Origin of the sequence: Klebsiella sp. KP20-425-1, assembly GCF_025813515.1 — a bacterium.
Classification (GTDB): domain Bacteria; phylum Pseudomonadota; class Gammaproteobacteria; order Enterobacterales; family Enterobacteriaceae; genus Klebsiella; species Klebsiella pneumoniae.
The window spans coordinates 3,154,535-3,177,478 of the sequence record NZ_CP109614.1; the positions used below are offsets into that span (position 1 = coordinate 3,154,535).

A 22,944-nucleotide genomic window follows, 5' to 3' on the forward strand; every position below is an offset into this window, starting at 1 on the left:
TCAGTTTTGGGGAAGAATTTTGGGGAAGTTTTGGGGAAGCCTCCGCACACTCCAAAAAAACGGGAGCCCATCGGCTCCCGCTTTTACTTAATCCACCAACGGGATTACATGTTCGCGATAATCGCGTCGCCAAACTCTGAACATTTCAGCAGCTTAGCGCCTTCCATCAGACGTTCGAAGTCATAGGTCACGGTCTTGGCGGCGATAGCGCCTTCCATGCCTTTGACAATCAGGTCTGCGGCTTCGAACCACTGCATGTGGCGCAGCATCATCTCTGCGGACAGGATGATGGAGCCCGGGTTCACTTTGTCCTGGCCGGCATACTTCGGCGCAGTACCGTGAGTCGCTTCGAACAGCGCGCACTCGTCGCCGATGTTGGCGCCCGGGGCGATACCGATACCGCCAACCTGCGCCGCCAGGGCGTCAGAGATATAGTCGCCGTTCAGGTTCATACAGGCGATAACGTCGTATTCCGCCGGACGCAGCAGGATCTGCTGCAGGAACGCATCGGCGATCACGTCTTTCACCACGATCTCTTTGCCGGTGTTCGGGTTCTTGATTTTCACCCAAGGACCGCCGTCGATCAGCTCGCCGCCGAACTCTTCGCGAGCCAGCTGGTAGCCCCAGTCTTTGAACGCGCCTTCGGTGAACTTCATGATGTTGCCTTTGTGCACCAGAGTGACGGAATCACGATCGTTGGTGATCGCGTATTCAATCGCGGCGCGCACCAGGCGTTTGGTGCCTTCTTCAGAGCACGGCTTGATGCCGATGCCGCAATGTTCCGGGAAGCGAATTTTCTTCACACCCATCTCATCGCGCAGGAATTTGATGACTTTGTCTGCTTCCGCAGAGTCGGCTTTCCACTCGATACCCGCATAGATATCTTCTGAGTTTTCACGGAAGATAACCATGTCGGTCAGTTCCGGGTGTTTAACCGGGCTCGGGGTGCCCTGGTAGTAACGTACCGGACGCAGGCAGACGTAGAGGTCCAGCTCCTGGCGCAGCGCCACGTTCAGAGAACGAATGCCGCCGCCGACTGGGGTGGTCAGAGGACCTTTGATAGCAACGCGGTAGTCACGAATCAGATCGAGGGTTTCAGCTGGCAGCCAGACGTCCTGGCCATAGACGTGGGTTGATTTCTCACCGGTGTAAACTTCCATCCAGGAAATTTTACGCTCGCCCTTATAGGCTTTCTCAACGGCGGCATCAACCACTTTCAGCATCGCTGGGGTAACGTCAACGCCGATACCGTCACCTTCAATGAACGGGATAATCGGATTGTGAGGGACGTTCAGTTTGCCGTTTTGCAGGGTGATTTTTTGACCTTCCGCCGGAACTACTACTTTGCTTTCCATTAACCTCTCCTTCGAGCGCTTCTGGTTCTGCTCTTCCCTCTTCACGCGAGCCTGGTGTTGGCTGAGTCGGCCAGCTTCGGCGTACCGGGTCTTCCCGCTAACCGGAGCTAGCGCGTCCGTGTCGCCTTCCTGCCTGTAGTGCGAATCGGTTTGAGCAATTTTTTGTTAATAATTTGTAATGAGCATGTCAATACTACCTGAATGTTTGCGTCCATGAAAGGCATTCGTAATTAGGCTATAATGCGGCAATTGATAAAGCCTGAAAATACCATGCAGAAAACTTCATTTAGAAAACATCGCGTTGAGCGATTCAGCACACAACAAGTCACCAGACAACGTAAAGAACGCCAGCCAAAAACTGTGATCTTGTTCAATAAACCCTATGATGTGTTGCCGCAATTTACCGATGAAGCCGGGCGCAGCACGCTAAAAGATTTTATTCCGGTGGCGGGCGTCTACGCCGCAGGTCGGCTCGATCGCGACAGCGAAGGCCTGCTGGTGCTGACCAACGACGGCGCGCTGCAGGCGAAGCTGACCCAGCCGGGTAAGCGCACCGGCAAGATCTACTATGTTCAGGTGGAAGGCGAACCCACGCCCGAGGCGCTGACCGCCTTGCGCGACGGCGTCACCCTTAACGACGGCCCCACCCTGCCTGCCGGCGTAGAACTTGTCGAGGAGCCCGTCTGGCTGTGGCCGCGCAACCCGCCGATTCGTGAGCGCAAATCGATTCCCACCCGCTGGTTGAAAATCACGCTCTACGAGGGACGCAACCGCCAGGTGCGCCGGATGACCGCCCACGTCGGCTTCCCCACCCTGCGGCTGATCCGCTACGCCATGGGCGGCTATACCCTCGACGGACTGGCCAACGGCGACTGGCGCAAAGCCGAATAACTGAAAAAGGAAAAGCGATGTTTAAACCTCATGTCACCGTTGCCTGCGTGGTTCACGCCCAGGATAAATTTCTCATCGTCGAAGAGACCATTAACGGCAAAGCGCTGTGGAACCAGCCGGCCGGCCATCTCGAGGCCAATGAAACGCTGCTGCAGGCCGCCGAACGTGAACTGTGGGAAGAGACCGGCATTCGCGCCACGCCGCAGCACTTCATCCGCATGCATCAGTGGCTGGCTCCCGATAACACGCCGTTTCTGCGCTTCCTGTTCGCCATCGAACTTAGCGATCTGTGTGCCACTGAACCGCACGACAGCGATATCGATCGCTGCCTGTGGCTCAGTGCTGAGGAAATTCTTAACGCGCCGAACCTGCGCTCGCCGCTGGTTGCCGAAAGCATTCGCTGCTACCTGCAGGACCCGCGGCAGCCGCTGTCGCTGATTGGCGCATTTAACTGGCCGTTCACAGGGGGTGAATGAACGGTGAGCGCGTGCTAGAATACGCCGCCTCGAAGTTCAATGTAGCGAGTATTTCCATGTCAGAAAGCCAGAAAAAAGTGATCGTCGGCATGTCCGGCGGCGTCGACTCCTCGGTCTCCGCGTACCTGCTGCTGCAGCAAGGGTATAAGGTGGAAGGCCTGTTCATGAAGAACTGGGAGGAAGACGACGGCGAGGAATACTGCACCGCCGCCGCCGACCTTGCCGATGCGCAAGCGGTCTGCGATAAGCTGGGCATTGAACTGCACACCGTTAACTTTGCCGCCGAATATTGGGATAACGTCTTTGAGCTCTTCCTGGAAGAGTACAAAGCCGGCCGCACGCCGAACCCGGATATTCTGTGCAATAAAGAGATCAAATTTAAAGCCTTCCTCGGGTTTGCTGCCGAAGACCTCGGCGCCGACTACATCGCCACCGGGCACTATGTGCGCCGCGCCGATGTCGACGGTAAAAGCCAGCTGCTGCGCGGACTCGACGGCAACAAAGATCAGAGCTACTTCCTCTACACCCTTAGCCACGAACAGATTGCCCAGAGCCTGTTCCCGGTGGGTGAACTGGAAAAACCGCAGGTGCGTAAGATCGCCGAAGAGCTGGATCTGATCACCGCGAAGAAAAAAGATTCCACCGGCATCTGCTTTATCGGCGAGCGTAAATTCCGCGATTTCCTTGGCCGCTATCTGCCGGCGCAGCCGGGCAAAATCCTCACCGTCGACGGCGAGGAGATCGGTACTCATCAGGGGCTGATGTACCACACCCTGGGCCAGCGTAAAGGGCTGGGTATCGGCGGCACCAAAGAGGGTAGCGAAGATCCATGGTACGTGGTCGATAAAGACGTTGAGAATAATATTCTTATCGTCGCCCAGGGCCATGACCACCCGCGCCTGATGTCCGTCGGTCTGATTGCCCAACAGCTGCACTGGGTAAACCGTGAACCGCTGCAGGGCACCCTGCGCTGCACGGTGAAAACCCGCTATCGCCAGACCGATATCCCCTGCACCGTTACCGCGCTGGATGAAGACCGTATCGAAGTCCGCTTCGATGAGCCGGTCGCGGCGGTGACCCCGGGCCAGTCCGCAGTGTTCTATTTAGGGGAAGTGTGCCTCGGCGGCGGAATTATTGAACAACGACTGCCTCTGCAGTCCTGAACGCGCGTTATTTCCGCCGGGACGAACCGCCCTGGCGGCTGACAAGGAGTATGTGTGGCGAAGAATTACTATGACATCACCCTGGCGCTGGCTGGCGTTTGCCAGGCGGCGCGACTGGTTCAGCAACTGGCGCATCAGGGACATTGCGACAGCGATGCCCTGCATGTGTCGCTGAACAGCATCATCGACCTCGATCCTGAGTCGACGCTGGCGGTGTTCGGTGGCAGTGAAGCCAATCTTCGCCTCGGTCTTGAAACGCTGCTCGGGGTGCTCAATACCAGCAGCCGTCAGGGCCTCAATGCGGAACTCACCCGCTATACCCTGAGCCTGATGGTGCTGGAGCGCAAGCTCGCCGCCAGTAAAGGGGCGATGGACACGCTCGGCAACCGCATCGCCGGCCTGCACCGTCAGCTGGAACACTTTGACCTGCAGTCCGAAACGCTGCTCAGCGCCATGGCGGGCATCTATGTCGATGTGATAAGCCCGCTGGGGCCGCGTATTCAGGTGACCGGCTCCCCTGCCGTGCTGCAAAGCCCGCAGGTGCAGGCGAAAGTTCGCTCAGCGCTGCTGGCGGGTATTCGCGCCGCGGTGCTCTGGCATCAGGTGGGCGGCGGACGTCTGCAGCTTATGTTTTCCCGTAATCGTCTGGTTAACCAGGCAAAGCAAATTCTTGCTCATTTAACCCCGGAGTTGTGATCTATGGAATTATCCTCACTGACCGCCGTTTCCCCTGTAGACGGCCGCTACGGCGATAAAGTCAGCGCGCTGCGCGGTATCTTCAGCGAATTCGGTTTGCTGAAATTCCGCGTTCAGGTGGAAGTACGTTGGCTGCAAAAACTGGCCGCCCACGCAGCGATCAAGGAAGTTCCTGCTTTTGCTGCCGACGCAAACGGTTTCCTTGATAAAATCGTCGCCGATTTCAGCGTTGAAGACGCGGAGCGCATCAAAACCATCGAGCGCACCACTAACCACGACGTGAAAGCGGTAGAGTATTTCCTGAAAGAGAAAGTCGCTGACGTCGCCGAGCTGCACGCGGTATCAGAGTTTATTCACTTCGCCTGTACGTCTGAAGACATCAATAACCTCTCCCACGCGCTGATGCTGAAAACCGCCCGCGACGAAGTGGTTCTGCCTTACTGGCGCAAACTGATTGACGCGGTAAAAGATCTGGCGACCCAGTACCGCGATGTGCCGCTGCTCTCCCGTACCCACGGCCAGCCGGCAACGCCGTCCACCATGGGTAAAGAGATGGCGAACGTCGCCTACCGTATGGAGCGGCAGTATCGTCAGCTGAACCAGGTGGAAATCCTCGGTAAAATCAACGGCGCGGTGGGTAACTACAACGCCCACATCGCCGCCTACCCGGAAGTCGACTGGCATCAGTTCAGCGAAGAGTTCGTTACCTCGCTGGGTATTCAGTGGAACCCGTACACCACGCAGATCGAGCCGCATGACTATATCGCTGAGCTGTTTGACTGCATCGCGCGCTTCAACACCATTCTGATCGACTTCGATCGCGACGTGTGGGGCTATATCGCGCTCAACCACTTCAAACAGAAGACCATCGCCGGGGAAATCGGCTCCTCCACCATGCCGCACAAGGTGAACCCAATTGACTTCGAAAACTCCGAAGGCAACCTCGGCCTGGCCAATGCGGTCATGCAGCACCTGGCCAGCAAACTGCCGGTTTCCCGCTGGCAGCGCGACCTGACCGACTCCACCGTTCTGCGTAACCTCGGCGTGGGCATCGGCTATGCGCTGATCGCCTATCAGTCCACCCTCAAAGGGATCAGCAAGCTGGAGCTGAACCAGGATCGCCTGCTGGACGAACTGGATCACAACTGGGAAGTACTGGCTGAGCCGATCCAGACCGTGATGCGTCGTTACGGTATCGAAAAACCTTACGAGAAGCTGAAAGAGCTGACCCGCGGCAAACGCGTGGACGCGGAAGGGATGAAGCAGTTTATTGACAGCCTCGCCCTGCCGGAAGAGGAAAAAGTGCGTCTCAAAGCGATGACCCCGGCCAACTATATCGGTCGGGCAACCACCATGGTTGACGAGCTGAAGTAATCGCCCTGCCCCTCTTTCCGCCGGAAAGAGGGGCGTTTTATCGCCGGAAAGCGATCAGATCCAAACGTCGTTCACCGCCGTCCGCTCGCCGCCCTCGTGGCCGGTATTCAACACCCCGCGCGGCTCAATCAGCATCAGCTTCGCTTCCGTCTCCGCCGAGGTCTTATGTTCCACCCCGCGCGGCACGACGATCATCTCCCCGGCCTTCACCAGCACATGCCCGTCGCGGAAGTCCACGCGCAATACCCCCTCCACCACCATCAATGTCTCATCGGTTTCCGGGTGGCTGTGCCAGATAAAGTCGCCGGCGATGCGTACGACCTTGAACTGATAGTCGTTCATCTCAGCCACCACTTTGGGCTGCCATTGTTCGCTGAACAGGGAAAATTTATGAGCAAGATTAACGAGTTGAAACATGGGCTGTCTCCTTATGATAAAGGCAGTCAGCATAGTTCGCCTCGCCGCGGTCACGCTTGAACGATTGTGCAACCTGAACCGCGCTAGCCGCGGATCGCCCGCAGCCAGCGGCCCGGAGAGAGACCAAAGCGGCTGATAAACTGGCGCGTCATGTGGCTCTGATCGGCAAAGCCCGCGTCGGCGGCAATATCCACCAGACGTTCCCCGGCGCGCATCCGCTGGCGGCAAAAATCGAGCCGGCGCATCATGACGTAGCGCCACGGGCTGGTGCCGTACAGCGTTCTGAAATCCCGGCTCAGGCTCCAGCGGTCCCGGCCGCTGACCTGCGACAGGGTGTCGAGGGTCATATCCTGCATAAAACAGGCATGAATATACTCCCGGGCCCTCTCCGCCGCCTGATAATCAAACGCCTGGCGACGGGAACGTTGGCCGCCGACAACGGCCAGGGTCTGCGCCAGGTCGTACAGAGCATCCTCTTCCTCCAGCGGCTCGAAGGTATCCGTGACCGCTTTCAACAGCGGCTGCGCGGCGCGACGTAGCCGTGGATCCGCCGACAAGCCGTCGGGGATAAACGGTAGTGGCCTGCCGCCGAGTATCTTCTGGATCAGCGCCGGTTCGATATAAACCATACGGTAGTGAAACCCCGCCTCGGTGCCCGCCTCGCCATCGTGTATTTCGTCCGGATGAAGCACCATCGTTCCGCCGGGCAGGCTGTGCTGGAGTCCGCCGCGATAGTGAAAGCTCTGCACGCCGGCGATCGTCTGGCCGATGGCGTAGGTATCATGCCGGTGCGGCTCATAGCCGTGGCCGCCGAAGAAGGCTTCGATGCGTTCCGTCCGGCTGGGCGATTGCGCCAGCCTGACCCAGTCCGCGCTCTGCTGCTGAGACATAATGGATAACCTGCGACGTTCTTGAGGGGTGATTCCAGCACTATTACACAAAAAATTAACATCACCAACCCGCTCGCCGTTCGCATCCTGCCGCTGGGCGTTTACTGAAATTACGCATAGAATGAAGGAGTTCCATGCAGTATGCGCAAAGGGCGCCGCCGAATGCTGGCCAGCCCGGGGCACCAGGGGCCCTTTTTATAAAAAGCTTTATTTAACAGCCGTTTATATTTTGCGTATATAATGAGCGTCAGACTACTATCGAAAATGCTAGGGAGAACAGCCATGCGCGTACTCGTGGTTGAGGATAATGCCCTGCTGCGTCACCACCTCAAAGTTCAGCTGCAGGAGCTGGGCCATCAGGTCGATGCGGCGGAAGATGCCAGGGAAGCGGACTACTATCTGGGCGAACATCTCCCGGATATCGCCATCGTCGATCTCGGCCTGCCGGATGAAGACGGTTTATCACTGATCCGCCGCTGGCGCAGCCACGACGTGTCGCTGCCGGTGCTGGTGCTGACCGCCCGCGAAGGATGGCAGGATAAAGTGGAAGTGCTGAGCGCCGGGGCGGATGATTACGTCACCAAGCCTTTCCATATTGAAGAGGTTGCCGCCCGCATGCAGGCGCTGCTGCGCCGTAACAGCGGCCTGGCCTCGCAGGTGATCTCCCTGCCGCCGTTCCAGGTCGACCTCTCCCGGCGCGAGCTGTCGGTGAATGACCAGCCGATCAAGCTGACCGCCTTTGAATACACCATTATGGAAACCCTGATCCGTAACCGCGGCAAAGTGGTCAGCAAAGATTCGCTGATGCTCCAGCTTTACCCGGATGCCGAACTGCGAGAAAGCCACACCATCGACGTGCTGATGGGTCGGCTGCGCAAGAAAATTCAGGCTGAATACCCACAGGACGTCATCACCACGGTGCGCGGCCAGGGCTATCTGTTCGAATTGCGCTGATGAAGGGACTGTTGCGGCATATCTTCCCGCTGTCATTACGGGTTCGCTTCCTGCTGGCGACCGCCGGGGTGGTGCTGGTGCTCTCCCTGGCCTACGGCATGGTGGCCCTGGTGGGCTATAGCGTTAGCTTCGATAAAACCACCTTTCGCCTGCTGCGCGGCGAGAGCAATCTCTTTTATATGCTGGCGAGATGGGAAAACGGCGCTATTGACGTCGACATCCCGGAAAACCTGAATATGGAAAGCCCGACGGTGACCCTTATCTACGATGAGCAGGGCAAACTGCTGTGGGCGCAGCGTGATGTTCCCTGGCTGGCGAAACGCATTCAACCGGAATGGCTGAAACGCAATGGCTTCCATGAGATTGAAGCCGATGTCGACAGCAGCAGTATGCTGTTGCGCAATAACCATGAGATTCAGGAACAGCTGGACGCTATCCGCGAACAGGGCGACGACTCTGAGATGACCCACTCGGTGGCGATCAACCTCTACCCGGCCACCAGCAAAATGCCTCAGCTCAGCATTGTGGTGGTCGACACCATTCCGGTGGAGCTCAAGCGCAGCTATATGGTGTGGAGCTGGTTTGTCTATGTGCTGGCCGCCAACCTGCTGCTGGTGATCCCCCTGCTGTGGGTCGCCGCCTGGTGGAGCCTGCGGCCCATTGAGTCGCTGGCCAAAGAGGTGCGCGAACTGGAGGAACATCACCGCGAAAAGCTCAATCCCAACACCACTCGCGAGCTGACCCGGCTGGTCAGCAACCTCAACCGCCTGGTTCGCAGCGAGCGCGAACGCTATGACAAATACCGCACTACCCTCACCGATCTCACTCACAGTCTGAAAACGCCGCTGGCGGTGATGCAGAGTACACTGCGCTCGCTGCGCGGCGAGAAGATCAGCGTCGACGAGGCGGAGCCGGTGATGCTGGAGCAGATAAGCCGCATCTCGCAGCAGATTGGTTATTACCTGCATCGCGCCAGCATGCGCAGCGGCGGCACCCTCTTGAGCCGGGAATTACACCCGATCGCCCCCCTGCTTGACAGCCTGACTTCCGCTCTCAACAAGGTCTATCAGCGCAAAGGGGTCAATATCTCGCTCGACATCTCGCCGGAGATCACTTTTGTCGGCGAGCAGAACGATTTTATGGAAGTGATGGGTAACGTTCTTGATAACGCCTGTAAGTATTGTCTGGAGTTTGTGGAAGTTTCCGTGCGCCAGACCACCGACAGCCATCTGCACATCCTGGTGGAAGACGATGGGCCGGGGATCCCGCAGAGCCAGCGCCGGGCCGTTTTCGACCGCGGCCAGCGGGCTGATACCCTGCGTCCCGGCCAGGGGGTAGGGCTCTCCGTTGCGCGTGAAATTGTCGAACAATATGATGGAGAGATCATCGCCGGGGAAAGCCTGCTCGGCGGCGCCTGCATGGAGGTGGTGTTTGGCCGCCAGCAGATGGAAGATAAACAGAGTTAATCGTTGAGATTTTTCACGGCGCCTGCATCGCCAGGGCGCCGCATCCGTTATAATCCCTGTCAGACACCTGCAGTGGAATATCAATATGGATTATCAATTAACGCTTAACTGGCCCGACTTTATCGAACGCTACTGGCAAAAACGGCCGGTGGTATTGAAGCGCGGCTTCGCCAATTTTATCGACCCCCTAAGCCCGGACGAACTGGCAGGACTGGCCATGGAGAGCGAGGTCGATAGCCGCCTTGTCAGCCATCAGGATGGAAAATGGCAGGTCAGTCACGGTCCTTTCGAAAGCTACGATCACCTGAGCGAAAACAACTGGTCCCTGCTGGTGCAGGCGGTTAACCACTGGCATGAACCGTCCGCAGCGCTGATGCATCCGTTCCGTGCTCTGCCGGACTGGCGTATCGACGACCTGATGATCTCCTTCTCGGTGCCGGGAGGCGGCGTCGGCCCGCATCTGGATCAGTATGATGTGTTTATCATTCAGGGCACCGGCCGTCGGCGCTGGCGCGTTGGGGAAAAGGTGCCGATGAAACAGCACTGCCCGCATCCGGACCTGCTGCAGGTTGACCCCTTCGAGGCGATCATCGATGAAGAGATGGAGCCTGGCGATATTCTCTATATTCCGCCGGGATTCCCGCATGAGGGTTATTCGCTGGAAAACTCGCTTAACTATTCGGTCGGCTATCGCGCGCCGAATGCCCGCGAGCTGTTTAGCGGCTTTGCCGACTATGTCCTTCAGCGCGAACTGGGCAGCCAGCGCTACGCCGATCCGGACGTGCCGTCCCGCGACCATCCGGCGGATATTTTACCGACCGAACTCGACCGCCTGCGCGAGATGATGCTGGGTCTGATTAACCAACCGGAGCACTTTAAGCAGTGGTTCGGCGAGTTTATCACCCAGTCGCGTCATGAGCTCGACGTCGCGCCGCCGGAGCCGCCGTATCAGCCAGATGAGATTTACGATGCCCTGCAGCAGGGCGATACCCTGGAACGCCTGGGCGGCCTGCGGGTGCTGCGCATTGACGGCGAGATATTCGTTAACGGCGAGAAGATCAACTCCCCGCACCGTCCGGCGCTGGACGCCTTAGCCACCCATCTGACGCTGCGCGCCGACCATTTTGGCGATGCGCTGGAAGATCCTTCTTTCCTCGCCATGCTGGCAGCGCTGGTCAACAGCGGCTACTGGTTCTTTGGCGACTGAGCCATCATCCTGCCCGGCGGCGCTGCGCTTGCCGGGCCTACGGGTCCCGCGCTCACCGGCTGGACCGTAGGCCGGATAAGGCGAAGCCGCCATCCGGCATCTTGTCCGACACGCGGCCTTACCGGGCCGCCTGAGAAGATTAATGCCCTTTGCGTGCCGCCGTCAGCTCGGCGATACGCACGATCACCTGCACCGCTTTCTCCATTCCTTCCAGGGTGACAAACTCATGTTTGCCGTGATAGTTGTAGCCACCGGTAAACAGGTTTGGGCATGGCAGTCCCATAAATGAGAGCTGCGCGCCGTCGGTGCCGCCGCGGATCGGCTTCATCTGCGGTTCAATATCGCAGTCCACCATCGCCTGGCGGGCAATATCGACCACGTGCGGATGGGCGATCACCTGCTCATGCATGTTGTAATAACTGTCCTCGATCACCAGCTCAATATAACAGTCCGGGTGCAGTCCCTTGCCGACCTTTTTGGCGATCTCCATCATCTTGCGCTTGCGCGCCTCGAAGTGCTTACGGTCAAAATCGCGGATGATGTAATGCATCTCGGCCCGATCGACGCTGCCTTTCATGCTGGTGAGGTGATAAAAACCTTCATAGCCTTCAGTGGTCTCCGGCGCTTCATCGGCCGGCACTTCGGCATGAATGCGCGCGGCCAGCGACAGCGCGTTGACCATCACCCCTTTCGCGGTGCCGGGGTGCACGTTATTACCGACAATTTTAATCGTCACCGAGGCGGCGTTGAAGTTTTCAAACTCCAGTTCGCCGACCCCGCCGCCGTCGACGGTATAGGCCCAGCGGGCGTCAAAGGCCTCGACGTCGAAATGCTTCGCCCCTTTACCCACCTCTTCATCAGGGGTGAAGGCCACGCGGATATCGCCATGAGGAATATTTTTCGCCTGCAGGGTCGCCAGCGCGGTCATAATTTCGGCAATGCCGGCTTTGTCGTCCGCCCCGAGCAGCGTTTTCCCGTCGGTGGTGATCAGCGTCTGTCCCAAAAGCTGATGCAGAACCGGGAACATCACCGGGGAGAGCACCTCATCGCCGATACCCAGCGCGATATCGCCGCCGCGATAGTTTTCAACAATCTGCGGATTAACGTTTTTACCACTGAAATCCGGGGAGGTGTCGACGTGGGAGATAAAACCGATGGCCGGGATATCGCCCTCAACGTTAGCGGGCAAAGTTCCCATTACCGTCCCTTTTTCACTCAGCGTTACCTTGACCAGTCCCATTTCTTCCAGCTGCGCCTGCAACAGGCGTAACAGCTTCCACTGCCCTTCCGTGCTGGGGACCTGACGAACGCCAGGCTTTGACTGCGTGTCCAAAGAAACGTACTGCAAAAAACGCTCAAGCAATTTATCCATGTAGCCACCCTCTTCTTTTGTGACAACATTATTCATAAGCCAGAAAAGACAAATATTGCGTCAGGTCATTTTTAGCCCGTAAAGCGAAATTTAATAACGGAACCGACGTTATGGTGTAAAGGTAGACTATGCGGGCGTATCAAGGATTGGCGATTACCCTCGTTTGCCGTAGAATGCTGGCCCTTATTAAAAACGTGCAACCCCAAAGGTGGTTAATCACAAACCCCGCAGCGGCCGGAAATTTGCCGTTGCGTCTACATGGGACAGAGTCAAAAATTGAATATACAACCGCGTTCGCGTTCGCCGCTGGTGCATCTGGCGGGAATTCGCAAGAGCTTTGATGGTAAAACGGTCATCGACAACCTTAACCTGACCATCAACAATGGTGAGTTTCTCACTCTGCTTGGCCCCTCTGGCTGCGGTAAAACCACCGTTCTGCGCCTTATTGCCGGCCTGGAAAACGTCGACAGCGGACGGATCCATCTCGAAGATCACGATATCACTCATGTTCCGGCGGAAAACCGCCACGTCAATACCGTATTCCAAAGCTACGCCCTGTTTCCGCATATGACGGTGTTCGAGAACGTCGCCTTTGGCCTGCGGATGCAGAAAACACCGGCGGCGGAAATCACCCCACGGGTGATGGATGCCTTAAAGATGGTGCAGCTGGAGGCGTTTGCCCAGCGCAAACCGCACCAGCTCTCCGGCGGCCAGCAGCAGCGCGTGGCCATCGCCCGCGCGGTGGTCAACAAACCGCGTCTGCTGCTGCTCGATGAGTCTCTTTCGGCACTGGATTACAAGCTGCGCAAGCAGATGCAGAACGAACTGAAAGCGCTGCAGCGTAAGCTCGGGATCACCTTCGTCTTCGTCACCCACGATCAGGAAGAGGCTCTGACCATGTCCGATCGCATCGTGGTGATGCGTGATGGCAAAATCGAACAGGACGGCACCCCGCGAGAGATCTACGAAGAGCCGAAGAACCTGTTTGTCGCCAGCTTTATCGGCGAGATCAATATCTTTGACGCCACGGTAATTGAACGTCTCGACGAACAGCGCGTGCGCGCCCGCGTTGAAGGACGGGAATGCAACATCACCGTCAATTTTGCCGTGGAGGCCGGCCAGCGTCTGCATGTCCTGCTGCGCCCGGAAGATCTGCGCGTCGACGAGATCCACCATAACAGCGACGCCGATGGCCTGATCGGCTATGTCCGCGAGCGCAACTATAAAGGCATGACTCTGGAGTCGGTGGTGGAACTGGAGAACGGCAAAATGGTGATGGTCAGCGAGTTCTTTAACGAAGACGACCCGGATTTCGACCACTCTCTTGACCAGAAAATGTCTATCAATTGGGTGGAAAGCTGGGAGGTGGTGCTGGCCGATGAAGAACACCAGTAAATTCCAGAATGTGGTGATCGCCACTATCGTCGGTTGGCTGGTGCTGTTTGTCTTCCTGCCCAACCTGATGATCATCGCCACCAGCTTTTTGACCCGCGACGATGCCAACTTCGTCAAACTGGTCTTCACGCTGGATAACTATTCGCGGCTACTGGATCCGCTCTATTATGACGTTCTGCTGCATTCGCTAAACATGGCGCTGCTGGCGACCCTCGCCTGCCTGGCGCTGGGCTATCCGTTTGCGTGGTTCCTCGCCCGGCTGCCGCAGAAGGTACGGCCCCTGCTGCTGTTCCTGCTGATCGTCCCTTTTTGGACCAACTCGTTGATCCGCATCTACGGGCTGAAGATTTTCCTCAGCACTAAAGGTTACCTGAACGAGTTTCTGCTGTGGCTGGGGGTGATCGACACCCCGATACGCATTATGTTCACCCCCTCGGCGGTGATCATCGGCCTGGTGTACATCCTGCTGCCGTTTATGGTGATGCCGCTCTACTCCAGCATTGAGAAACTGGATCGCCCGCTGCTGGAAGCGGCGAAAGATCTCGGCGCCAGCAAGCTGCAGACCTTTATCCGCATTATCATCCCGCTGACCATGCCGGGGATCATCGCCGGCTGTCTGCTGGTGATGCTGCCGGCGATGGGGTTGTTCTACGTTTCCGACCTGATGGGCGGCGCCAAGAACCTGCTGATCGGCAACGTGATCAAAAGCCAGTTCCTCAATATCCGTGACTGGCCGTTCGGCGCGGCAACCAGCATTACCTTAACCCTGGTGATGGGCCTGATGCTGTTGATTTACTGGCGCGCGGCGCGCCTGCTGAATAAAAAGGTGGAGCTGGAATGATCGGTCGACTGCTGCGCGGCGGCTTTATGACCGCCATCTACGCGTATCTCTACATCCCTATTATTATTCTGATCGTTAACTCGTTTAACCGGTCGCGCTTCGGCATCAACTGGCAGGGGTTCACCACCGACTGGTATAGCCTGCTGATGAACAACGATAGCCTGCTGCAGGCCGCCCAGCACTCGCTGACCATGGCGGTGCTGTCGGCGACCTTCGCCACCCTTATCGGCTCGCTGACCGCCGTGGCGCTGTACCGTTACCGCTTTCGCGGCAAACCGTTTGTCAGCGGCATGCTGTTTGTGGTGATGATGTCGCCAGATATTGTGATGGCCATCTCTCTGCTGGTGCTGTTTATGCTGATCGGCGTCCAGCTTGGTTTCTGGTCGCTGCTGTTTTCGCATATCACCTTCTGCCTGCCGTTTGTGGTGGTCACCGTTTACTCCCGCCTGAAAGGCTTTGACGTGCGGATGCTGGAGGCGGCGAAAGATCTGGGCGCCAGCGAGATGACCATCCTGCGCAAAATTATCCTGCCGCTGGCCCTGCCGGCGGTAGCCGCTGGGTGGTTGCTGAGCTTCACCTTGTCGATGGATGACGTGGTAGTCTCCTCGTTCGTGACCGGTCCGGGGTATGAAATCCTGCCACTGAAGATCTATTCGATGGTCAAGGTTGGCGTTTCGCCAGAGGTGAACGCCCTGGCCACGATTTTGTTGGTTCTGTCGCTGGTGATGGTCATCGCCAGTCAGTTAATTGCACGTGATAAAACTCAGGGGACGTTAAAATGAAAAAATGGTCACGCCACCTGCTCGCGGCGAGCGCTCTGGCAATCGGCATGGGCGCTGCGCACGCGGACGATAGCAAAACGCTCTATTTCTATAACTGGACCGAGTATGTGCCGCCGGGCCTGCTGGAGCAGTTCACCAAAGAGACCGGCATCAAGGTTATCTATTCGACCTACGAGTCGAACGAAACCATGTACGCCAAGCTCAAAACCTATAAAGACGGCGCGTACGACCTGGTCGTCCCGTCGACCTACTTTGTCGACAAGATGCGCAAAGAAGGTATGCTGCAGAAGATCGATAAGAGCAAGCTGACTAACTTCAGCAACCTCGATCCGCAGATGCTGAATAAACCGTTCGATCCGAATAACGACTACTCCATCCCCTATATCTGGGGGGCGACGGCCATCGGCGTCAACAGCGAGGCGATTGACCCGAAAACTATCACCAGCTGGGCCGACCTGTGGAAGCCGGAATACAAAAGCAGCCTGCTGCTGACCGACGACGCGCGCGAAGTGTTCCAGATGGCGCTGCGTAAGCTGGGCTATTCCGGCAACACCACCGACCCGAAAGAGATTGAAGCCGCCTATAACGAGCTGAAAAAGCTGATGCCCAACGTCGCAGCGTTTAACTCTGATAACCCGGCGAACCCGTATATGGAAGGCGAAGTGAACCTCGGGATGGTATGGAACGGCTCGGCTTACGTCGCCCGCCAGGCCGGTACCCCGCTGGAAGTGATCTGGCCGAAAGAAGGCGGCATCTTCTGGATGGACAGCCTGTCGATCCCGGCGAACGCCAAAAACGTCGACGGCGCGCTGAAGCTGATTAACTTCCTGCTGCGCCCGGATGTCGCCAAACAGGTCGCTGAAACCATCGGTTATCCGACGCCGAACCTTGCGGCGCGCAAGATGCTCAGCCCGGCAGTGGCCAACGATAAATCGCTCTATCCGGACGCCGCAACCATTGAGAAAGGCGAATGGCAGAATGACGTCGGCAGCGCCAGCGCCATTTATGAAGAGTATTACCAGAAGCTGAAAGCGGGCCGTTAATCCCGCAGGGCGGAACCGCGGTTCCGCCCTTTTTTTTGCTCTCACCTTAGCCCCGCAGCGCGCGCCAGAGGAGCGCCGGCAATTTGCGCCAGCGCGGCCGATGGTAAAAATCCACCAGCCGCTGCGCCACCGCTTCCTGCCCCCGGTGGGTGATGAACCAGGGCGGCAGGGGCATCAGCGTCAGTTCGCCATGCCAAAGACTACGCGGAAACGGCCGAAACGGCGCCTCAATCACCGTGCGCTCGGTTTTCTCCAGCATAAAGCTGTTATGCACCTTGCCCCGCCCGCTCTGAATATCGTCGAGCGTGTGGCCGGGAAACGCCCCCCACGGGCAAGGGGCTAACAGGAAGGCCACCCCGCTCCAGCAGTTGATCGCCACCGTGCCGTAGCGCAGCTCGGCGATCAGCGCATTAAAACGCTTACGTCCAATCGCTTTGCGGGTGCGCGGGTGGATCACAATATTGGCCCCTAGCGTGCCCTGCAGCCGCTGATTCGCATAGCCGATCGCCTGGCGCAGAAAGCTTTCCGCACTATCGGCCTCAAGACGGGTGACCGACAGCCCCGGGCCAAAGACCTCCTGCTGGCAGAACCCGGGATCATCGTCGGTATTCGCCACAATCAACGGCAGCGCGTCACCGCGGGCTATCTCCAGCGGCTGACGGGCGCGCAGGCGAAAGTCTGTCAGCCGGTTTTCAGCGCCGGGGTAGTAGTCCGGGCGGGTATTCGCGGCGATCAGTCGGTACAGCTGATTCAGCAAGGCCGTCGCAGGCTCCCAGCCTTGCTGCAGGATCAGCACCTGGCTGGCCACGCAGTTAAACCCGCCGTTGTTCATCTTCTGCGTCGCCAGCTGCTGCGCCTGAAAAGCGATGTCCGCCTCGCTCCACGGCCCGGGTACGATAATGGTGGGGCTGACGCCGCCCAGCTCCGAGGTCACCCGACGCGGGTTCAGCGGCGTCCCGGCGGCCCGACGCTGGCGAGCCGCCTCACCCTCGCCCCAGACGATGACGTCATGGGTCTCGCGGGAGCCGGTGATATGGATCTCATCGACAGCGGGATGGGTGGTCAGCCACGCTCCCGCCCGGGCGTCGCCGGTGACGATGCGGAGCGCATCCATGGCAATCAGCGGCGCCAGGGCCTGGGCCAGCAGATCGTGCAGATAATCATTCACCGGATTGAGCTTCAGCAGGCAGACCTGATTCTCAATAAACAGCTTGTGTAGCACATCCAGTGGCGCAATCGAGGCCACATTGCCGGCGCCAAGCACCAGCGCCAGCTTGCCCTGCCGCGCGGCAGGCGGGATGTCGTATGCCCGCGCCGCATAGCGGTCGAGATGGGCCCGGGTGACGCCTGGCTGCATCCATATCTCAGCGCGAACACCAGACAGAAGCAGCCGATCCCAGAGCGTGCCGGGCACCACCCGCAGCGCCAGGCGGCCGTCCGCCAGCGTCCGCAGTGGGATCCGCCGCAGAAAGGTCTTCTCCTCCAGTTGCTCCAGGGTGGCGATAAGCCCGTTGCAGCCGACCATTAGCGCGCAGGGGCCCGCCAGCCACTCTTCCCCCGCCAGCGGATCGCCCGCCGGCAGCCCTTTGGCCGCCGCTGCCGCGGCCACCCACGCCGGGGCAATGCCGGCCAGGGCATCCTTGATCTGGCGCAGGAGCGCCAGACGACGGTTCACTGAGGTTTCCGCCCAGCGCTGGCGCGCCGCCGACAAGGCGTGCAGGGCCGCATCATACTGAGAACAGGTCGTCAGACCGGGTCGCGCATGGCTCATTTTCCCTCACTCATTAAAATCTCTCCGTAGGCCTGGCGCAGCTGATTTTTGAGCACCTTACCCGTGGCGCTGACCGGCAGCGCATCGACAAATATCACCCGGTCCGGGATCTGCCATTTAGGCACCCGCTTCTCAAACCAGCTCAGCAGATCGGTCTCCTCCACTTCGCCCCCTTCCGCACGGACGCACAGCAGCACCGGCCGCTCGTCCCAGCGCGGATGGCGGGCGGCGATGGCCGCCGCGCTGCGCACCCCCGGATGCGCGATGGCGATATTCTCCAGCTCAACGGTGGAGATCCACTCGCCACCGGACTTGATAATATCCTTTGCCCGATCGCTGATCACCAGATAACCATTGGCGTCGAGCGTACCGATATCACCGGTATCAAACCAGCCTGCCGCGGTCAGGGCGCTCGCATCCTGACCATAGTATTGCTCTACCACCCAGTGCCCTCTGACCTGCAGATAACCCTGGCTTTGACCATCCCGGGGCAACGGTTCGCCATCCACGTCCACCACCTGCAGTTCGATGCCGAAAATGGGCCGCCCCTGACCGGCGCGCTGCTTTTGCTGTTCCTGTGCCGGGAGCGCGTCATGTTTGCTCAACGGTGTGTTGATGGTGCCGATGGGCGATGTTTCGGTCATTCCCCAGGCGTGGGTCAGCGCAATGCCGTAATCACGCTGAAAGGCCTCGGCCATCGACGGCGGCAGCGCGGAGCCGCCGACCAGCGCACGTTTAAATTCAGGCAGCCGGACCTCTGTCCGGCGCATCGCCGCCAGCAAGCCGGCCCAGATCACCGGCACGCCAAACCCCACCGTCACCTTCTCGGCGGCCAGCAGCTGCAGCAGGCTGTCGCCATCGAGGTGCGGCCCCGGCAGCACCAGCCGCGCGCCGACCATGGCGGCGATAAACGGCGTCCCCCACGCGTTGACATGGAACATCGGCACCACCGGCAACAGGCTGTCCTTCGCCGATATGCCGGCGGCGTCCGGCTGGTTGCCGCTCAGGGCGTGCAGGACCAGCGAACGATGGGTATTCAACACCCCTTTCGGCCGGCCGGTGGTTCCCGAGGTGTAACAGAGCGAAGCCGGAGTCAGTTCATTGAGCTGCGGCCAGCGATAGTCTGCCATCCCCTGCTGCAACAGATCGTCATAAAACAGCAATGAGGGCAGCTGGCTGAGCGCCGCTTCGCTGCGGGACTCCATCAGCACGACGTGTTTCACCGTCGGCAGCTGTGGCAGCAGCTGTGCTACCAGCGGCAAAAAGGTCTGGTCAAAAAACAGCACTTCGTCGGCAGCGTCGTTGAGGATATATCGCAGATGGTCAACCGACAGGCGCGGATTGACGGTGTGCGTCACCCAGCCGCCGGAGGCGACGGCAAAATAGATCTCCAGATGGCGGCGGTTGTTCCATGCCAGCGTGGCGCAGCGGGCGCCCGGCGGCAGCCCCAGCGACGCCAGCGCCGATGCCAGCCGCTGAGCACGGCTGGCCACCTCCCCCCAGCAGCTGCGCTCCTTCTCACCGCCAGTACTCACCGAGACAATCTCGGTCTCGCTGTGATACTGCGCCGCATGGCCGAGCAGCGCGGCAGTGGTGAGATCCTGATAAATCATCGGTGACGGCATGGCGGGGTCTCCTTTACAGACGTCCGGCGGAATCGAGGGGCGCGGCGCGATCGTGCGGGCGCCTATTGAATCTGGTCTACATTTGCCGGTCTGCACAAAAAAACGTACAGAAATCAGCGGTCACGCACAAAATAGAGTGGGAAATGGTTCAGAAAGGAAAAGACAAACTCATGACCGGAAGATCATTACTCAGAGAGCGTATCGCCCGACTCCGGGCCGGGCGATAGCGGTGGGGATTTACAGCAGTGCTTTCGCTTTAGCAACCACGTTATCGACGGTGAAGCCGTACTCCTCGAACAGCTGCTCAGCCGGCGCAGACTCACCGAAGGTGGTCATGCCAACGATAGCGCCGTTCAGGCCAACGTATTTGAACCAGTAGTCAGCGATACCCGCTTCCACGGCAACGCGCGCGGTCACGGCTTTCGGCAGTACGGATTCGCGATAAGCCGCATCCTGCTTGTCGAACGCGTCGGTGGACGGCATGGAAACCACGCGCGCCTTCACGCCTTCGGCAGTCAGTTTGTCCCATGCGGCAACCGCCAGTTCCACTTCTGAACCGGTGGCGATGAAGATCAGCTCCGGCTGGCCGGCGCAATCTTTCAGCACATAACCGCCGCGGGCCACGTTCGCCAGCTGCTCTGCGGTACGCTCCTGCTGCGCCAGGTTCTGACGGGAGAGGATCAGCGCGGTCGGGCCGTCCTGACGCTCCACGCCATATTTCCACGCAATCGCGGATTCAACCTGGTCACACGGACGCCAGGTGGACATGTTCGGGGTCACGCGCAGGGAAGCCACCTGCTCTACCGGCTGGTGAGTCGGGCCGTCTTCGCCCAGACCGATGGAGTCGTGGGTGTAGACCATCACCTGACGCTGTTTCATCAGCGCGGCCATACGTACCGCGTTACGCGCGTATTCCACGAACATCAGGAAGGTGGAGGTGTACGGCAGGAAGCCGCCGTGCAGCGCGATACCGTTGGCGATAGCGGTCATACCGAACTCGCGCACGCCGTAGTGGATGTAGTTCCCGGCAGCGTCTTCGTTGATCGGCTTAGAGCCGGACCACAGGGTCAGGTTGGACGGCGCGAGATCTGCGGAGCCGCCGAGGAATTCCGGCAGCAGCGGGCCGAAGGCTTCGATGGCGTTCTGCGAGGCTTTACGGCTGGCGATTTTCGCCGGGTTGGCCTGCAGCTTCGCGATGAACTCGTTAGCTTTCGCGTCGAAGTCAGACGGCATCTCGCCTTTCATACGGCGGGTGAATTCGGCTGCTTCCTGCGGGAAGGCTTTGGCGTAAGCCGCAAACTTCTCGTTCCATGCGGCTTCTTTCGCCTGGCCGGCTTCTTTGGCATCCCACTGGGCATAGATGTCAGACGGGATGTCAAACGGCGCGTGTTTCCAGCCCAGCGCTTCGCGGGTCAGGGCGATTTCGGCGTCGCCCAGCGGCGCGCCGTGGGAGTCGTGGGTACCGGCTTTGTTCGGCGAACCGAAACCGATGATGGTTTTGCACATCAGCAGGGACGGTTTGTCGGTGACCGCCCGCGCTTCTTCTACCGCGCGTTTGATGGCGTCAGCGTCGTGACCGTCCACGCCGCGCACCACGTGCCAACCGTAGGCTTCAAAGCGTTTGGCGGTGTCGTCGGTGAACCAGCCTTCAACGTGGCCGTCGATGGAGATGCCGTTGTCATCATAGAACGCCACCAGTTTACCCAGTTTCAGGGTACCGGCCAGGGAGCACACTTCGTGAGAAATGCCTTCCATCATGCAGCCGTCGCCCATGAAGGCGTAGGTGTAGTGGTCGACGATATCGTGTCCCGGACGGTTGAACTGCGCCGCCAGGGTTTTCTCGGCGATAGCCATCCCGACCGCGTTAGCGATACCCTGGCCCAGCGGACCGGTGGTGGTTTCCACGCCTGCGGTGTAGCCGACTTCCGGGTGACCCGGAGTTTTGGAGTGCAGCTGGCGGAAGTTTTTCAGCTCGGATATCGGCAGATCGTAGCCAGTGAGGTGCAGCAGGCTGTAAATCAGCATCGAACCATGGCCATTTGACAACACAAAACGGTCACGGTCAGCCCAGGCCGGATTGTTCGGGTTATGGTTCAGGAAATCACGCCACAGCACTTCGGCAATGTCAGCCATACCCATCGGGGCCCCCGGGTGGCCGGATTTGGCTTTCTGTACAGCGTCCATGCTCAGGGCGCGCAGCGCGTTGGCGCATTGGCGGCGAGTGGTATTTGTCGTTTTCATCAGTCTTTATCCCCGTGGATTACAACATCTGCTGAATCTGTTGTTCCAGTTTCACCTGATCGACAGCAAACAGTCGGATCCCTTCCGCTAGTTTTTCCACTGCCATGGGATCCTGATGATGCTGCCAGAGGAACTCCGCCTGCGTCATCGGGCTGGGACGGGTTTCCGTCACGCAGCCGGGGGTCAACTGGCGGGTCAACACTCCTTCGCTGGCCGCCAGCTCGTCCAGCAGTGCCGGAGAGATAGTCAGGCGATCGCAGCCCGCCAGCGCCTGGATCTGCTCAATACGACGGAAGCTGGCACCCATTACCACCGTGTCATAGCCATGTGATTTGTAATACTGATAAATCTGGCGCACAGAGACCACGCCCGGATCGCTGTCCACCTGATAGGCTGACTGCGGCTGGTGCTTCTGATACCAGTCGTAGATGCGGCCCACAAAGGGCGAGATGAGAAAGACGCCCGCTTCGGCGCACGCCCGGGCCTGAGCGAAAGAGAACAGCAGCGTCAGGTTGCAGTTTATACCGCTCTGCTCCAGCTCTTCGGCAGCGCGAATGCCCTCCCAGGTGGCGGCGAGCTTAATTAAAATCCGCTCGGGACCAATGCCATTTTTCTCATATAACTGGATGAGCTTGCGCGCCTTCGCGACGCACATCCCGCGATCCCAGGCAAAGCGGGCATCCACTTCGGTGGAGATACGCCCGGGCACATGGCGCAGCACCTCGCTGCCGATATCCACTGCCACCTGATCGCAGGCGTTAATCAATTGCGTTTCTGCGCTGCCTCCCTGGCGGCGTGCCTTGCCAATCGCATCGGCAATCAGCGGCTGATACTGCGGCAGCTGCGCGGCCTTCAGCACCAGCGAGGGGTTGGTGGTCGCATCCTGGGGTGCAAACTTTTTAATCGATTCAATATCGCCGGTATCAGCAACAACCGTGGTGTATTTTTTCAGTTCGTCTAACTGGCTCATCATCTGTTCCTTATC

The 22,944-nt window shown here is 58.9% G+C and carries 20 protein-coding genes; 12 read left to right on the top strand and 8 right to left on the bottom strand.

Annotation, left to right across the window (positions count from 1 at the left end; translation table 11 throughout):
* Nucleotides 1-104: 104 nt before the first annotated feature.
* Nucleotides 105-1,355, bottom strand: coding sequence for an NADP-dependent isocitrate dehydrogenase (gene icd, locus OHJ17_RS15675; RefSeq protein WP_004150800.1), 1,251 nt, complete (start codon nt 1,353-1,355; stop codon nt 105-107).
* Between the two features lie 240 nt (nt 1,356-1,595).
* On the opposite strand from icd, the gene rluE reads away from it, so the two are divergent.
* From rluE to purB, 5 genes are read left to right on the top strand one after another with little or no spacing between them, the layout of a single operon-like run.
* The gene (gene rluE / locus OHJ17_RS15680; RefSeq protein WP_004150801.1) at nt 1,596-2,246 is read left to right on the top strand and encodes a 23S rRNA pseudouridine(2457) synthase RluE; all 651 of its coding nucleotides are present in this window, start codon (nt 1,596-1,598) and stop codon (nt 2,244-2,246) included.
* Between the two features lie 17 nt (nt 2,247-2,263).
* Nucleotides 2,264-2,722, top strand: a complete 459-nt coding sequence (locus tag OHJ17_RS15685; protein ID WP_004150802.1) for an NUDIX hydrolase — start codon at nt 2,264-2,266, stop codon at nt 2,720-2,722.
* Nucleotides 2,723-2,778: 56 nt separating this feature from the next.
* A complete protein-coding gene (mnmA, locus tag OHJ17_RS15690) occupies nt 2,779-3,885 on the top strand; it encodes a tRNA 2-thiouridine(34) synthase MnmA (protein ID WP_267302394.1) in 1,107 nt (368 codons plus the stop codon).
* A 54-nt stretch (nt 3,886-3,939) separates the two neighbouring features.
* On the top strand, nt 3,940-4,581 hold the full coding sequence (gene hflD / locus OHJ17_RS15695; protein WP_004140557.1) for a high frequency lysogenization protein HflD: 642 nt from the start codon (nt 3,940-3,942) through the stop codon (nt 4,579-4,581).
* 3 nt (nt 4,582-4,584) lie between these two features.
* On the top strand, nt 4,585-5,955 hold the full coding sequence (purB, locus tag OHJ17_RS15700) for an adenylosuccinate lyase (protein WP_004176557.1): 1,371 nt from the start codon (nt 4,585-4,587) through the stop codon (nt 5,953-5,955).
* A 54-nt stretch (nt 5,956-6,009) separates the two neighbouring features.
* Here the strand turns inward: purB and OHJ17_RS15705 are convergent, their stop codons facing one another.
* Entirely contained in the window at nt 6,010-6,372 is a 363-nt protein-coding gene (locus OHJ17_RS15705; protein ID WP_004213084.1) for a cupin domain-containing protein, read from the bottom strand.
* A gap of 83 nt (nt 6,373-6,455) precedes the next feature.
* On the bottom strand, nt 6,456-7,262 hold the full coding sequence (locus OHJ17_RS15710) for an AraC family transcriptional regulator (RefSeq protein ID WP_004179353.1): 807 nt from the start codon (nt 7,260-7,262) through the stop codon (nt 6,456-6,458).
* Nucleotides 7,263-7,544: 282 nt separating this feature from the next.
* Here OHJ17_RS15710 and phoP point away from each other — a divergent pair, with 282 nt between their 5' ends.
* From phoP to OHJ17_RS15725, 3 genes are all read left to right on the top strand, one after another.
* Nucleotides 7,545-8,216 carry a two-component system response regulator PhoP gene (phoP, locus tag OHJ17_RS15715; RefSeq protein WP_004150807.1) on the top strand — a complete coding sequence of 224 codons (672 nt, stop codon included), beginning with the start codon at nt 7,545-7,547 and terminating at the stop codon, nt 8,214-8,216.
* A complete protein-coding gene (phoQ, locus tag OHJ17_RS15720) occupies nt 8,216-9,682 on the top strand; it encodes a two-component system sensor histidine kinase PhoQ (RefSeq protein WP_004147969.1) in 1,467 nt (488 codons plus the stop codon). The genes phoP and phoQ overlap by 1 nt, the downstream gene beginning before the upstream one ends.
* An 85-nt stretch (nt 9,683-9,767) precedes the next feature.
* Nucleotides 9,768-10,889, top strand: coding sequence for a ribosomal protein uL16 3-hydroxylase (locus OHJ17_RS15725; protein WP_032432894.1), 1,122 nt, complete (start codon nt 9,768-9,770; stop codon nt 10,887-10,889).
* Between the two features lie 139 nt (nt 10,890-11,028).
* Here the strand turns inward: OHJ17_RS15725 and pepT are convergent, their stop codons facing one another.
* Nucleotides 11,029-12,261 (bottom strand): peptidase T, encoded by a 1,233-nt coding sequence (pepT, locus tag OHJ17_RS15730; protein ID WP_004150810.1) that lies wholly within the window; start codon nt 12,259-12,261, stop codon nt 11,029-11,031.
* 258 nt (nt 12,262-12,519) lie between these two features.
* Here pepT and potA point away from each other — a divergent pair, with 258 nt between their 5' ends.
* From potA to potD, 4 genes are read left to right on the top strand one after another with little or no spacing between them, the layout of a single operon-like run.
* On the top strand, nt 12,520-13,656 hold the full coding sequence (gene potA / locus OHJ17_RS15735) for a spermidine/putrescine ABC transporter ATP-binding protein PotA (RefSeq protein WP_004147966.1): 1,137 nt from the start codon (nt 12,520-12,522) through the stop codon (nt 13,654-13,656).
* Nucleotides 13,640-14,497, top strand: a complete 858-nt coding sequence (potB, locus tag OHJ17_RS15740) for a spermidine/putrescine ABC transporter permease PotB (protein WP_004150812.1) — start codon at nt 13,640-13,642, stop codon at nt 14,495-14,497. Before potA ends, potB begins: the two co-directional genes overlap by 17 nt.
* On the top strand, nt 14,494-15,279 hold the full coding sequence (potC, locus tag OHJ17_RS15745) for a spermidine/putrescine ABC transporter permease PotC (RefSeq protein WP_004150813.1): 786 nt from the start codon (nt 14,494-14,496) through the stop codon (nt 15,277-15,279). The genes potB and potC overlap by 4 nt, the downstream gene beginning before the upstream one ends.
* Nucleotides 15,276-16,322, top strand: a complete 1,047-nt coding sequence (potD, locus tag OHJ17_RS15750) for a spermidine/putrescine ABC transporter substrate-binding protein PotD (RefSeq protein ID WP_004140590.1) — start codon at nt 15,276-15,278, stop codon at nt 16,320-16,322. Before potC ends, potD begins: the two co-directional genes overlap by 4 nt.
* A gap of 46 nt (nt 16,323-16,368) precedes the next feature.
* Here the strand turns inward: potD and OHJ17_RS15755 are convergent, their stop codons facing one another.
* From OHJ17_RS15755 to tal, 4 genes are all read right to left on the bottom strand, one after another.
* The gene (locus OHJ17_RS15755; protein WP_004176561.1) at nt 16,369-18,093 is read right to left on the bottom strand and encodes an aldehyde dehydrogenase family protein; all 1,725 of its coding nucleotides are present in this window, start codon (nt 18,091-18,093) and stop codon (nt 16,369-16,371) included.
* A complete protein-coding gene (locus tag OHJ17_RS15760; RefSeq protein WP_004183652.1) occupies nt 18,090-19,718 on the bottom strand; it encodes a long-chain fatty acid--CoA ligase in 1,629 nt (542 codons plus the stop codon). Before OHJ17_RS15760 ends, OHJ17_RS15755 begins: the two co-directional genes overlap by 4 nt.
* A gap of 237 nt (nt 19,719-19,955) precedes the next feature.
* The gene (gene tkt / locus OHJ17_RS15765; RefSeq protein WP_032408796.1) at nt 19,956-21,959 is read right to left on the bottom strand and encodes a transketolase; all 2,004 of its coding nucleotides are present in this window, start codon (nt 21,957-21,959) and stop codon (nt 19,956-19,958) included.
* 19 nt (nt 21,960-21,978) lie between these two features.
* Nucleotides 21,979-22,929, bottom strand: a complete 951-nt coding sequence (gene tal / locus OHJ17_RS15770; protein WP_004147958.1) for a transaldolase — start codon at nt 22,927-22,929, stop codon at nt 21,979-21,981.
* Nucleotides 22,930-22,944: the final 15 nt, after the last annotated feature.

What these genes read in the sequence shown, in the direction of transcription:
- icd (WP_004150800.1), bottom strand. Translation starts at nt 1,355, where the DNA reads ATGGAAAGCAAAGTAGTAGTTCCGGCGGAAGGTCAAAAAATCACCCTG.
- rluE (WP_004150801.1), top strand. Translation starts at nt 1,596, where the DNA reads ATGCGGCAATTGATAAAGCCTGAAAATACCATGCAGAAAACTTCATTT.
- OHJ17_RS15685 (WP_004150802.1), top strand. Translation starts at nt 2,264, where the DNA reads ATGTTTAAACCTCATGTCACCGTTGCCTGCGTGGTTCACGCCCAGGAT.
- mnmA (WP_267302394.1), top strand. Translation starts at nt 2,779, where the DNA reads ATGTCAGAAAGCCAGAAAAAAGTGATCGTCGGCATGTCCGGCGGCGTC.
- purB (WP_004176557.1), top strand. Translation starts at nt 4,585, where the DNA reads ATGGAATTATCCTCACTGACCGCCGTTTCCCCTGTAGACGGCCGCTAC.
- OHJ17_RS15705 (WP_004213084.1), bottom strand. Translation starts at nt 6,372, where the DNA reads ATGTTTCAACTCGTTAATCTTGCTCATAAATTTTCCCTGTTCAGCGAA.
- OHJ17_RS15710 (WP_004179353.1), bottom strand. Translation starts at nt 7,262, where the DNA reads ATGTCTCAGCAGCAGAGCGCGGACTGGGTCAGGCTGGCGCAATCGCCC.
- phoP (WP_004150807.1), top strand. Translation starts at nt 7,545, where the DNA reads ATGCGCGTACTCGTGGTTGAGGATAATGCCCTGCTGCGTCACCACCTC.
- phoQ (WP_004147969.1), top strand. Translation starts at nt 8,216, where the DNA reads ATGAAGGGACTGTTGCGGCATATCTTCCCGCTGTCATTACGGGTTCGC.
- OHJ17_RS15725 (WP_032432894.1), top strand. Translation starts at nt 9,768, where the DNA reads ATGGATTATCAATTAACGCTTAACTGGCCCGACTTTATCGAACGCTAC.
- pepT (WP_004150810.1), bottom strand. Translation starts at nt 12,261, where the DNA reads ATGGATAAATTGCTTGAGCGTTTTTTGCAGTACGTTTCTTTGGACACG.
- potA (WP_004147966.1), top strand. Translation starts at nt 12,520, where the DNA reads ATGGGACAGAGTCAAAAATTGAATATACAACCGCGTTCGCGTTCGCCG.
- potB (WP_004150812.1), top strand. Translation starts at nt 13,640, where the DNA reads ATGAAGAACACCAGTAAATTCCAGAATGTGGTGATCGCCACTATCGTC.
- potC (WP_004150813.1), top strand. Translation starts at nt 14,494, where the DNA reads ATGATCGGTCGACTGCTGCGCGGCGGCTTTATGACCGCCATCTACGCG.
- potD (WP_004140590.1), top strand. Translation starts at nt 15,276, where the DNA reads ATGAAAAAATGGTCACGCCACCTGCTCGCGGCGAGCGCTCTGGCAATC.
- OHJ17_RS15755 (WP_004176561.1), bottom strand. Translation starts at nt 18,093, where the DNA reads ATGAGCCATGCGCGACCCGGTCTGACGACCTGTTCTCAGTATGATGCG.
- OHJ17_RS15760 (WP_004183652.1), bottom strand. Translation starts at nt 19,718, where the DNA reads ATGCCGTCACCGATGATTTATCAGGATCTCACCACTGCCGCGCTGCTC.
- tkt (WP_032408796.1), bottom strand. Translation starts at nt 21,959, where the DNA reads ATGAAAACGACAAATACCACTCGCCGCCAATGCGCCAACGCGCTGCGC.
- tal (WP_004147958.1), bottom strand. Translation starts at nt 22,929, where the DNA reads ATGAGCCAGTTAGACGAACTGAAAAAATACACCACGGTTGTTGCTGAT.